Origin of the sequence: Thermobifida fusca NBRC 14071 = JCM 3263 (genome assembly GCF_001592045.1) — a bacterium.
Taxonomy (GTDB): Bacteria; Actinomycetota; Actinomycetes; order Streptosporangiales; family Streptosporangiaceae; genus Thermobifida; species Thermobifida fusca.
Genome location: NZ_BCWB01000037.1, coordinates 121,821 through 132,780, shown reverse-complemented (window position 1 = coordinate 132,780; position 10,960 = coordinate 121,821). Strand labels below are relative to the sequence as shown.

Here is a 10,960-nt window from a genome sequence, read left to right as displayed (position 1 = left end):
GGGCGGGATATGTCGGCGTTCCCGCCGAAAGCCAAGGTAAGGAGCCGAGGTGGCCAGTCATACCAAAGAAGATGAACAGGCGGTGAACGTGGGGATGAGTGACGCTAAAAGTAGTTCGTCCCTCTCATAGAGTTTGGGTGAACGAGGTGCGTTTTGAGAATTTTGCCCCTTTCTGGCCTGCGGTGACGGCGGAGCGTGCACTGTTCCATCGCTGAGCGTGCACCCCTGGCCGCGCCCGCTCACCGCTCCTCGGGTACCCGCCCGTACATGACGTCGCTCTCCCACAGTTCGAAACCGAGCGAACGGTACAACTGCACCGCGGGACGGTTCTCCTCATCCACGTACAGCAGCACCCACGGCAGCCCGCGGTCCCGCAGATGGTGCAGGCCCCGCAGCGTCAGCACCCGGCCCAGCCCGCTGCCCTGCCAGTCTGGGTCCACCCCCACGACGTACACCTCGCCCACCGGCTCCCCGTCGGTGAGCCCGGCCCCGTCGTCGTGCACTTTGGTCCAGTGAAAACCCGCGATGCGGCCGCTGCCCCGGTCCACCGCGACGAAGAAACCCTCCGGGTCGAACCACGGCTCCTGTTCGCGCTGCTGCAGGTCCTCCAAGGTAAGAGCGCCCTGTTCGGGATGGTCAGCGAAAGCGCGGGCGTTGGTGCGCAGCCACTCCTGCTCGTCCACCCCCACCCGAAACGTCCGGATCTCCACCTGCTGGGCGACCTCGGGACGCAAGGCAGGCTCGGGCAGCGTGGCAGCAGGAGCCGAATCCGTGCCTCGCAGCGGCAGCCGCATCTTCCACAGCGCACGCATCCGCTGCAGGCCGGCGGAAGCGGCAAGCGCCCGCGCCGGCGCCAAATCGCCGTGCGCCCACACCCGCAGGCCGCGCGCATCCGCATGCGCCCACAGCTCGTCCAGCAGCCGCCGCCCCAGGCCGTGCCGCCGCCACTGCGGTGCCACCGCTACCTCAGCCGAATCCGGTTCCCCCGGGGAGACCTCGGCGAACGCACAACCGGCGAGGACTCGGCCCTGCTCGGCGTCGACGTAGGCCAAGTGGAAGCGCCCCCGGCCGCGGGCGCCGTGCCGGACCCGCAACAGGGTCTGCTCCGACAGCGCGGCAACACCGTCGGCGTCCCGCACCGCCTCGGCCAGGGCGAGCACCGCCGCGACCTGCTCAGGGCTCAGCGTGTCAGTGGTGAGGATGTGGCTCATGGCACGAGCCTACTGAGCGTCCCCCGCCCTGCTGCGCGGCCGGGTCACGCCTGGTCAGCGCTTGCGGCGCCGCCCCACGTAGCTGTGCCGGACCCGCACCCGCCGGACCGGGCCCAGCGGAGTGGCCAACAGCAGCAGGAGCATCAAGACCAGCAGCAGGATGAACGGGGTGAGCAGCGGGTCGACCGGCCCCTCCTGGGAGACCGGGGCCGCCCCGTCCTGCTCGCTGTTCTCCTCGCCGGGAGTGACCATCGGCAGCTCGGCGTACTCGTCGCTCGGCGCAGCCAGCTCGGGCAGGTGCGCGGTGTCGGTCGGCAGCCCAGGAGGCGAGGACGGGCCGCCCGCAGCACTCTGCGGCGGCAGCGTCGACACCGGGCTGTGGGGGATCGGGGACTGCGGCGACGAGGAACGCGGAGACGGCGTGGCTGAAGGCTGCCCGCTCGGGCTCGACGGCGTAGCGGAGGGGTGTGGTGGAGGAGGCGGGGTGGACGGCCGCTCCGGAGGCACAGGTGCTGTCGGCGTCGCCGACGGGGATGGTGCGGGCACGGACGGCGACACCGTGGGCGTCGGGGTGGGCTTCGGCGTCAACTGCGGCACCCGCAGCCAGGCGCTGACCCGCGCCGTTCCTGTGAGCGGCGTCTCCAGGCAGGACTCGTCATCCGCGGACGCTGAGGGCTCCGGGGCTTCGCACGGGGCCGGGTAGGAGTAGGCGATCTCGACTTCGATCCGGATCTGGGACTCTTCGGGCTCGCCTACCACGCTTCCGACGACCTCGGCCTCAGCAGTGTCCCCCGGGGAGAGGACCTCGGGGAGGTCGACCACGGCGAGGTCCGTCACGTCAGAACTGTCCGCTGTAGCGGTCGCTTCGCTGATCGTGACCTCAGCGGACTCGAGAGTGTTGCGGACCGAAAGCGGGAGAGAGAACGCGGTGCCCGGGAGAGCGGAGCGGCTGGACAAGTCCAGGTCGAGTGTGGCGTCAGCGGAGGCAGGCAGGGTGGGCACCAGGAGGCACCCGATAAAAGCCGCACCCACGGGGACTCCGAGCCAGGCGCGCCGCCGTGGACGGGACACGCGAGCCTTGTCCATCCCAGGGGGCATGGGGACGGCCCTCCTCGATCACCAAACCGCGTGCTGCCAACCGTGTGAACAGGCACGTTCCCGACAGCAAGGGAAAAGGAACGCTACCTCACCGTGAAACGGTCAGTAGCGTGAAAACTGGCGCGTACCATCCTAAGTCTTTTAGGCGTCGAAAACGACCCCTTGGGGTGACCGGTTGATCGCGTGTCGTAGGCGGGGAGGGCCGTACTGTCCGGCCCTGACCCGCCACGTGCGGTTAGAGCTGGTGCGGGGCGAGCGAACGCTCCGGTTCCGCCATGCGAGGCATCGCCGCGTCGCTGTTGGACTTGGCCGCGGGGTCCATGACGAAGCGGTAGCCGACGTTGCGTACCGTCCCGATCAAGGATTCGTACTCGGGGCCGAGCTTGGCGCGCAGCCGCCGTACGTGGACGTCGATCGTCCGGGTCCCGCCGAAATAGTCGTATCCCCACACCTCTTGGAGAAGCTGCGCGCGAGTGAAGACCCGACCCGGGTGCTGGGCCAAGAACTTCAACAGCTCAAACTCTTTGAAGGTGAGGTCGAGGATGCGGCCGCGCAACCGGGCGCTGTACGTGGCTTCGTCGATGACCAGGTCGCCGCGGCGGATCTCGTCGGGGTCGTCGGCGCTGTCGGCCCGGCCGATCGCGAGCCGCAGCCGCGCCTCTACCTCAGCTGGGCCCGCGGTGGTGAGCAGGAAGTCGGTGACCTGCCATTCAGGGGTCAGCGCGGCGGCACCGCCTTCCGTGAGGACAGCGATGAGCGGGCAGTCCAGGCCGGTGGTGTTGAGGAGGCGGCACAGGTTGCGGGCCGCGACAAGGTTGGTGCGGGCGTCGACCAGGATTGCGTCCACCGGGGACCCGGCTGCGTTGTCGGGACCGGGGGTCAGGAGGGCGCTCGCCTCGGCGGGTGCCACACGCACCGAGTGCAGGAGCAGGCCCAGTGCAGGCAGGATCTGATCGGATGGGTCGTTGGAGTTGGTGAGTAGTAGAAGGTGGCTCATGTGCCCTTCCCGTCGCCCATGAACGGTGCGTACGAAGGCCCCATTGCCCCCGACAAGAATGCGTAGTGGAAAAATTGCCTCCGAGGAATACAAGGATAATCCGTTGACCTCTTGCGGGACGGTGCGGTACTGGGCCGCGGCGAAGGCGGCCGCAGGTCGGCACGAGGAGACCTTCACCGCAAGCACCCTGAGCGACCTGCTCGAACAGGTGCGCCAGAAATACGAGGGAAACGCGGCAATGCTCGCTGTTTTAGCGCGTTCCTCGTTTTTGGTGAACGCCACTCCGGTGGGCGTCCGGCCCCATCACGAGGTGGTTCTCGAACCCGGGTGGATTGTGGAAGTGCTTCCGCCGTTCGCGGGCGGATGATTCCGCGCGGCAGCCGGAAACAGCAGGGAGTAGGGAGGACGAGGGGATTGGCGTCGGCGTCGAACCATGCCAAGAAAAGTGACAATCCTCACGTGGTCACCATGCTGGGGAAAGCAGGGTGCCACCTGTGTGAGGAAGCGCTCGCCGTGATCGCGCGAGTCTGCGCCGAAACGGGGGCCCGGTACGAGGTCCGCGACCTCACCACAGCCGACGACAAGGAGAAGGAAGAGTACTGGGACAAGATCCCGGTCATCTTCGTCGACGGCAAGCAGCACGACTTCTGGCGGGTGAACGAGCAGCGGCTGCGCGCCGCACTCCTTGAAGAACGTGCCTGAGTGTGATACCCGACCCCACTTTGTTCACCCTTTCACAAGGGCGTAACCTGAGGGCAAATTCTTTCGAACCGATCATGTGACGGGTGCCACAGGAACCTCTCCTCGGCACCCGCACTCGGTCAAGGAAAGTCCCGCAATGCCGATGTCGCCCAGGAGCGCGCACCTGTGACCAGCCGTCCGTCACGGCCTCGGGATAGGGGTATCCCAGAGGCGACAGTCGCCAGACTCCCGCTCTACCTCCGTGCCCTCCAGGCGCTGAGCGAGCGGGGAATCCCCACGGTGTCGTCCGGGGAACTCGCCGCGGCGGCGGGGGTGAACTCGGCCAAGCTCCGCAAAGACCTCTCCCACCTCGGGTCCTACGGCACCCGCGGAGTCGGCTATGACGTCGAATACCTCATCTACCAGATCTCCCGCGAGCTCGGTCTCACCCAGGACTGGGCCGTGGCCATCATCGGCGTCGGCAACCTGGGGCGCGCCCTGGCCAACTACGGAGGGTTCGGAAACCGCGGATTCCGTATCGCAGCGCTTCTCGACGAGGCCCCTGACGTGGTGGGCTCCGAGGTCGCCGGACTGACCGTACGGCATATTGACCATCTAGAGAGCGTTGTCCGCAGTGAGAAGATCGCAATCGGGGTGATCGCCACTCCCGCGTCAGCCGCGCAGCGGGTGTGCGACCGGTTCGTCGCGGCCGGCGTCACCAGCATCCTCAACTTTGCTCCAGTGGTCCTCAATGTGCCCGAGCATGTGGATGTGCGTAAGGTCGATCTGTCCATTGAGCTCCAGATCCTGGCCTTCCACGAGCAGCGCAAGTCCGCACGAGACCAAGGAAAGGACTGGGTGGACGTGCTGGAAGCCTGAGAGCAGGTGGCCGCCAGGCGGGCGTTCGAACGGACGCGCATAAGGAAGGGAGCGTTGCGAAAACGATGGCTGCATTGGAGTGCGGATGAGTGTCCTCGCCCTAGGGTTGAGCCACCGGAGTGCGCCCGTGACGCTGCTCGAACGGGTAGCGCTCAGCGGTGAAGTACGCCTGAAACTCATGACGGAGATGGTCAACACCTCTGCCGTGAACGAGGCGATGGTGGTCTCCACCTGCAACCGCACCGAGGTCTACGCCGACGTCGACCAGTTCCACCCTGGGGTCGCCGCCATCTGCGAACTCCTCTCCCAGTACACCGGCGTCTCCCAGGAAGAACTCACCCAGCACTGCTACGTGCACTACGAGGAGCGCGCCGTCCAGCACCTGTTCTCCGTGGCCTGCGGCCTGGACTCCATGGTCGTCGGCGAGGGCCAGATCCTCGGCCAGGTCCGCAACGCGCTCAAAGACGCCCAGCACGTCGGCACGCTCGGAAGGGTCCTCAACGACCTCGGCCAGCGCGCCCTGCGCGTCGGCAAACGCGCCCACACCGAGACCCGCCTGGACAAGGCCGGAGCCAGCATGGTCAGCTTCGGGTTGACCGTCGCCGGACGCTTCCTCACCCCCGATCGCGAACCGCAGCCGTCTGCCGCTGCAGCGGTCTGTCCGGTCGACGGCGACACCGGCGTCGAGGTCAGCGCCGCACTGCCTGACCCCCAGCTCCTCACCGGGCGCCGCATCATGGTGCTGGGCGCCGGGTCGATGAGCGCCCTGGCCGCCAACACGGTGGCCCGCCACGGCGCCAGCACGATACTCATCGCCAACCGCACCTTCGACCGGGCGCAGCGGTTGGCAGAATGCCTCACTGAAGGCTACGAGTCGGTCCGCAGCAGCGCGGTGCCCTTCGAGGACGCCGCCCGCCACCTCGCCGACATCGACCTGGTGATCTCCTGCACGGGAGCGCAAGGGATCGTCCTCACCGCCGAGCAGGTGGCTGCGGGCGGCGACCGCGCCACCCGCCCCCTGGTCTTCCTGGACCTCGCACTCCCCCACGACATCGACAAGGCCGTGCGCAAACTGCCCGGCGTCCACCTCGTCGATATTGAAGAGCTCCGCGACGCCGCTGAAGACGGCACCGCGACCGGACAGGTGGCCGACCTCACCGCGGTGCGCGACATCGTGGCCGAGGAGGTCGCCGAATACCAGGCGGTGCGCAGCGCAGAACGGGTTGCCCCCACCGTGGTCGCGCTCCGCAGCAAAGCCCAGAAGGTGGTGGAAAGCGAACTGGAACGTTTGAACGGGCGGCTACCCGGTATCGATGACCGCACCCGGGCGGAAATCACCCGCACTGTGCGGCGCGTCGTCGACAAACTGCTGCACCAGCCCACGGTGCGAGTGAAACAATTGGCGACCGGCCCTGAAGGGGCCGTCTACGCCGAGGCATTGCGCGAATTGTTCGACCTCGACCCGGCAATCCCGAGCGCGGTAGTGAAACCCGGGACCGCTCTCGGCGAGGAGAGATGATATGTCCACCACACCGGCCAGGCTCGGCACCCGCCGCAGCACTATGGCCACCAACCAGTCCCGCAGGGTCGCCGAGATCCTCACCGCACGCACCGGAGTACCGGTCGAACTGGTCCTGATCACCAGCTTCGGCGACATCACCCGCGCGCACCTGACCCAACTGGGCGGCACCGGGGTTTTTGTGAGCGCGCTCCGCGACGCCCTGCTCGCCGGCGAGGTGGAGTTCGCCGTCCACTCCCTCAAAGACCTGCCGACCGCCCCCACTGAGGGGATCGTGCTCGCCGCCGTCACAGAACGGGACGACCCGCGGGACGCCCTGTGCGCCCGCGACGGCCTCAAGTTCGCCGACCTGCCCCCCGGCGCCACGGTGGGCACCGGGTCGCCACGCCGGGTCGCGCAGCTCGCCGCGCTCCGCCCCGACCTGCGCTACGTGCCGATCCGCGGCAACGCAGAGACCCGGCTGGGCAAAGTCGCTTCTGGAGAACTCGACGCGGTCGTACTCGCCTACGCCGGACTGCACCGGGTGGGCCGCCTCGACGACGTTACCGACGTCTTCGACGTGGACCAGGTCCTGCCTGCCCCCGGCCAGGGCGCGCTCGCCGTCGAATGCCGCACCGCCGACTTCACCGGACCGTTGCGCTATCTCACCGCGGTCGACCATCTCCCCACCCGGGCCGCGGTCACCGCGGAACGTGTCATCCTGGCGGAACTAGAAGCCGGATGCGCCGCCCCGGTGGGCGCCTACGCCGAGTTCGTGGCTGAGGATCGCCTCCGCCTGCGCGCCGCGGTCGTCGCCACGGACGGCAGTCAGGCTGTGCGCGCCGAGCAGACCGTCACCGTCACCGAATTCCCCGACGCGGTCCAGGCGGCCACCGCACTCGGCCGCCAGCTCGCCCACGACATGATCGAGCAGGGGGCCGATCAGATCGTGGCCGACGCCGCGGCGGGAAGAGGAGAGAGCTGACACGAGTCCCGCCGAAGCCAGGGACGCGGACAGGTGAGAAGAGGAGCGAAGTGAACCCGCAGACTGAGACCCCGGCTACCGGGGCCGAGCACGCCGCCAAGCCCGCCGCCGGTCACATCGCGCTGGTGGGTGCTGGACCGGGCGACGCCGAGCTGCTGACACTGCGGGGCGCCGCGCTGCTGGGTCAGGCCGACGTCGTCCTCACGTTCCGTGAACCGCCGCATCTTGCCCGGCACCGGAAAGGGCTGCTGAGCCACTGCCGCCCTGACACGGTCATCGTCGACCCGGACGAGTACGGGGACAGCGGTGACGCGTTCGCGCTCTCCAAGGCTGCGCAAGGACTGCGTGTCGTCCGCCTCTACCCGGGCGACCCGCTGCTGAGCGGCCAGGGCGCGGCTCTTGCCGAGGCTGCCAGCGACGCGGGGATCGAGTTCGAGATCGTGCCGGGGCTCTCCTCGATTACCGCCGTCCCTGCCTACGCGGGAACCGAGCTGCTGCCGCACGGCACCAACGAGGTGCGGATCCTCGACGCTGCCGACACTGACGTGGACTGGGTCAACGCTGCGCAGAGCAAGGCGACCCTGGTCGTGCTCCACCCGGATGCGCCCACCGAGGACGATCCGGACGCGAAAGGCCCCGGCCTCGACCGGATCTGCAAGACCTTGATCGCCGGCGGTCGGCCCGACACCACACCGGTCACGGTGACCCGGATGGGGACGACCACCTACCAGACCACTATCACCTCAACCCTGGCCCGGCTGGCGGCCGATCTGAAAGCCGCCGACGCCAAGGGGCACACCATCCCCCGTCCGTCGCTGCTCATCGTCGGGGAAGGGGTGGCGCAGCGCCAGAAGAAGCTGTCCTGGTTCGAAACCAAGCCCTTGTTCGGCTGGCGGGTCCTGGTGCCGCGCACCCGCCAGCAGGCCCCGGCCCTCTCCGAGCAGTTGCGCAGCTACGGCGCGGTACCCGAGGAGGTGCCGACGATCTCGGTGGAGCCGCCGCGCACACCGCAGCAGATGGAGCGGGCGGTCCGCGGCCTGGTCACCGGACGCTACCAGTGGGTGGCGTTCACCTCGGTGAACGCGGTCAAAGCCATCCGGGAGCGTATCGAAGACTACGGTTTGGATGCGCGGGCTTTCGCCGGGGTGAAAGTCGCCGCGGTCGGGGAGCAGACCGCGGCCGCGCTCCGCGCCTTCGGCATCCACCCGGACCTGCAGCCGCCGGAGGACAAGCAGTCCGCGGCCGGGCTCGTTGAAGTGTGGCCGCCCTACGACCCGGATATCGACCCGATCGAGCGGGTCCTGCTGCCCCGCGCCGACATCGCCACCGAGGTCCTCTCCGAAGGCTTGGTGAACCTCGGCTGGGAGGTCGACGACGTCACCGCCTACCGGACGGTGCGGGCCGCACCCCCGCCCGCACCTATCCGCGAAGCCATCAAGGGCGGCGGGTTCGACGCGGTGATGTTCACCTCGTCCTCCACGGTCCGCAACCTCGTCGGGATCGCGGGCAAGCCGCACGCCACCACCGTGATCGCCGTGATCGGGCCGGAGACCGCGAAAACCGCGGAAGAGTTCGGCCTGCGTGTCGACGTCCGCGCGCCGAAGGCGTCGGTGGCAGCGCTGGCCGAAGCGCTCGCAGAGTTCGGTGCCGCCCAGCGGCAGGCGGCGATCGAAGCGGGCAAGCCCGTGCTGCGGCCCAGCCAGAAGCGCCGGGGGCGTCGCCGTAAGAACCTCATGATCTGATTCAGGACAGGAGAGAACCCGTATGACGGCCCGTTTCCCGCTGGCGCGACCGCGGCGGTTGCGCACCACAGCCGCGATGCGGCGGCTGGTCGCGGAGACCCGCGTCCGGCCCGAAGAGCTCATCCTGCCGATGTTCGTCAAGGAGGGCATCGACGCGCCGCAGGAGATCAGCTCCATGCCGGGCGTCTACCAGCACACCCTGGACAGCCTGCGGAAGAGCGCGGAAGAAGCGGTCGAGGCCGGGGTCGGCGGGATCATGCTGTTCGGGGTTCCCGCCGTCAAGGACGAACGCGGGTCAGCAGCCGACGACCCCGACGGGATCGTCCAGGTGGCGTTGCGGAAACTCACCGCAGACCTGGGCAATGCGGTCGTCGTGATGACCGATCTGTGTTTGGACGAGTACACTTCGCACGGACATTGCGGAGTGCTCACCGAAGGGAACGAGGTCGACAACGACGCCACCCTGGAGCGGTACGCCTCCATCGCGGTGGCCCAGGCCGAGGCCGGCACGGATGTGGTCGCCCCCAGCGGCATGATGGACGGCCAGGTCGGGGCGATCCGCGCCGCATTGGACGGGGCCGGGTACACCGGCGTCGCGATCCTCTCCTACGCTGCCAAGTACGCTTCGGCGTTCTACGGACCGTTCCGAGACGCCGCCGAGTGTGCACCGCAGTTCGGTGACCGTTCCAGCTACCAGCAGGACCCGGCCAACGCTAAGGAGGCGCTGCGCGAGGTCGAGCTGGACCTGGCCGAAGGAGCGGACATGGTGATGGTCAAACCGGGGCTGGCCTACCTGGACATCGTGGCCAAGGTCGCCGAAGCCGTCACCGTGCCGGTCTCCGCCTACCAGGTCAGCGGCGAGTACGCGATGGTCGAGGCAGCAGCCCGCAACGGCTGGCTGGACCGGGAGCGAGTGATCGTGGAAATCCTCACCTCCTACCGGAGGGCGGGAGCCGGACAGATCCTCACCTACTGGGCTACCGAAGCAGCGCGGCTCTTGCGGTGACCGGACCACGGACCACTCCCCGGCGGCTCACACGGGTGCTGAGGAAGCCGGAATCAGCCCCGACACCCGCGGGCCCGACCGTACGGATTCCCGCGCCGGATGTCGGTGGCCGGCACGAGAGGTGATGGGGGATTCATGGTCGGTGTATTGGGCGGCAGACTCAGGCGCCGTCGCCAGAAACGGGCTGCCATGGTCGATGCCGCGTTGGAGTACGCGGCCCTGGGATGGCCGGTATGCCGGGGTGCCCAACCCAACCGGGAGGGGCCGCGGTCCTGTACCTGCGACCGGCTGGGCTGTCCGGCTCCGGGAGTCCACCCGATCAGTGCCGCGTGGGCGATGGAGGCCAGTACCGACCCCGACACGATCCGGCGCTGGTGGTCCGCCACCCCTGAGGCGAACATCATCCTGCCCACCGGACGGGTCTTCGACGTCCTCGACGTGCCCACCAGTGCCGGGGTGATGGCCATGGCCCAGATGGACCGTGCAGGGCTCACCCTCGGCCCGGTCGCGGTCCTGGACTCCGAACGGTATCTGTTCTTCGTCGCCACCCGGTCGCCGATCGACGAAGACGAATGGTGGTCGTGCCGCCTGGACTGCTTCCCCGAGACAGTCGAGGACATGCCGGGGCTGCGCTGGCACTGCCGCGACAGCTACATTCCCGCGCCCCCGTCGCTGCTGCCTTCCGGACGGACCGTCGAATGGATCCGCTCCCCCTACGGACGGTCCACCCCCGTGCACCTGCCCGACCCGATCGCGATGCTGGACATCCTCGCCGACGTGTGCGGCCCCACGTCGTAGCCGTCCCTCCCCGCGTCCCACCGCGCCGAGACGCAGCGGAAAGGAGCAGGGGACCCGTGGCGATG

The 10,960-nt window shown here is 68.6% G+C and carries 11 protein-coding genes; 8 read left to right on the top strand and 3 right to left on the bottom strand.

Features of this window, described 5'->3' with window-relative positions:
• Positions 1–239: 239 nt before the first annotated feature.
• The 3 genes from mshD to TF1_RS08670 all read right to left on the bottom strand — a co-directional run bounded on the left by mshD (position 240) and on the right by TF1_RS08670 (position 3,306).
• The gene (gene mshD, locus TF1_RS08680) at positions 240–1,211 is read right to left on the bottom strand and encodes a mycothiol synthase (RefSeq protein WP_011293162.1); all 972 of its coding nucleotides are present in this window, start codon (positions 1,209–1,211) and stop codon (positions 240–242) included.
• A 54-nt stretch (positions 1,212–1,265) separates the two neighbouring features.
• Positions 1,266–2,282, bottom strand: a complete 1,017-nt coding sequence (locus TF1_RS08675; RefSeq protein WP_146088096.1) for a hypothetical protein — start codon at positions 2,280–2,282, stop codon at positions 1,266–1,268.
• A 262-nt stretch (positions 2,283–2,544) separates the two neighbouring features.
• The gene (locus TF1_RS08670) at positions 2,545–3,306 is read right to left on the bottom strand and encodes a winged helix-turn-helix transcriptional regulator (RefSeq protein WP_011293160.1); all 762 of its coding nucleotides are present in this window, start codon (positions 3,304–3,306) and stop codon (positions 2,545–2,547) included.
• 103 nt (positions 3,307–3,409) lie between these two features.
• Here TF1_RS08670 and TF1_RS08665 point away from each other — a divergent pair, with 103 nt between their 5' ends.
• The 8 genes from TF1_RS08665 (at position 3,410) to TF1_RS08630 (ending at position 10,895) form a co-directional block, all read left to right on the top strand.
• Positions 3,410–3,673: a MoaD/ThiS family protein gene (locus TF1_RS08665; RefSeq protein ID WP_038044160.1), complete on the top strand. Its 264-nt coding sequence runs from the start codon at positions 3,410–3,412 to the stop codon at positions 3,671–3,673.
• Between the two features lie 101 nt (positions 3,674–3,774).
• Positions 3,775–4,008 (top strand): glutaredoxin family protein, encoded by a 234-nt coding sequence (locus TF1_RS08660; RefSeq protein WP_049755081.1) that lies wholly within the window; start codon positions 3,775–3,777, stop codon positions 4,006–4,008.
• Between the two features lie 165 nt (positions 4,009–4,173).
• Entirely contained in the window at positions 4,174–4,866 is a 693-nt protein-coding gene (locus TF1_RS08655) for a redox-sensing transcriptional repressor Rex (RefSeq protein ID WP_011293157.1), read from the top strand.
• 85 nt (positions 4,867–4,951) lie between these two features.
• Entirely contained in the window at positions 4,952–6,385 is a 1,434-nt protein-coding gene (locus tag TF1_RS08650) for a glutamyl-tRNA reductase (RefSeq protein WP_061783800.1), read from the top strand.
• Position 6,386: 1 nt separating this feature from the next.
• Positions 6,387–7,349 carry a hydroxymethylbilane synthase gene (gene hemC / locus TF1_RS08645; RefSeq protein ID WP_011293155.1) on the top strand — a complete coding sequence of 321 codons (963 nt, stop codon included), beginning with the start codon at positions 6,387–6,389 and terminating at the stop codon, positions 7,347–7,349.
• A 50-nt stretch (positions 7,350–7,399) separates the two neighbouring features.
• A complete protein-coding gene (locus TF1_RS08640) occupies positions 7,400–9,091 on the top strand; it encodes a bifunctional uroporphyrinogen-III C-methyltransferase/uroporphyrinogen-III synthase (protein WP_011293154.1) in 1,692 nt (563 codons plus the stop codon).
• Between the two features lie 22 nt (positions 9,092–9,113).
• Entirely contained in the window at positions 9,114–10,097 is a 984-nt protein-coding gene (hemB, locus tag TF1_RS08635) for a porphobilinogen synthase (protein ID WP_011293153.1), read from the top strand.
• 189 nt (positions 10,098–10,286) lie between these two features.
• Positions 10,287–10,895 carry a bifunctional DNA primase/polymerase gene (locus TF1_RS08630; RefSeq protein WP_016189275.1) on the top strand — a complete coding sequence of 203 codons (609 nt, stop codon included), beginning with the start codon at positions 10,287–10,289 and terminating at the stop codon, positions 10,893–10,895.
• Positions 10,896–10,960: the final 65 nt, after the last annotated feature.

Coding starts and splice junctions, on each gene's coding strand:
- mshD (WP_011293162.1), bottom strand. CDS start 1,211: ATGAGCCACATCCTCACCACTGACACGCTGAGCCCTGAGCAGGTCGCG.
- TF1_RS08670 (WP_011293160.1), bottom strand. CDS start 3,306: ATGAGCCACCTTCTACTACTCACCAACTCCAACGACCCATCCGATCAG.
- TF1_RS08660 (WP_049755081.1), top strand. CDS start 3,775: ATGCTGGGGAAAGCAGGGTGCCACCTGTGTGAGGAAGCGCTCGCCGTG.
- TF1_RS08650 (WP_061783800.1), top strand. CDS start 4,952: ATGAGTGTCCTCGCCCTAGGGTTGAGCCACCGGAGTGCGCCCGTGACG.
- hemC (WP_011293155.1), top strand. CDS start 6,387: ATGTCCACCACACCGGCCAGGCTCGGCACCCGCCGCAGCACTATGGCC.
- hemB (WP_011293153.1), top strand. CDS start 9,114: ATGACGGCCCGTTTCCCGCTGGCGCGACCGCGGCGGTTGCGCACCACA.
- TF1_RS08630 (WP_016189275.1), top strand. CDS start 10,287: ATGGTCGATGCCGCGTTGGAGTACGCGGCCCTGGGATGGCCGGTATGC.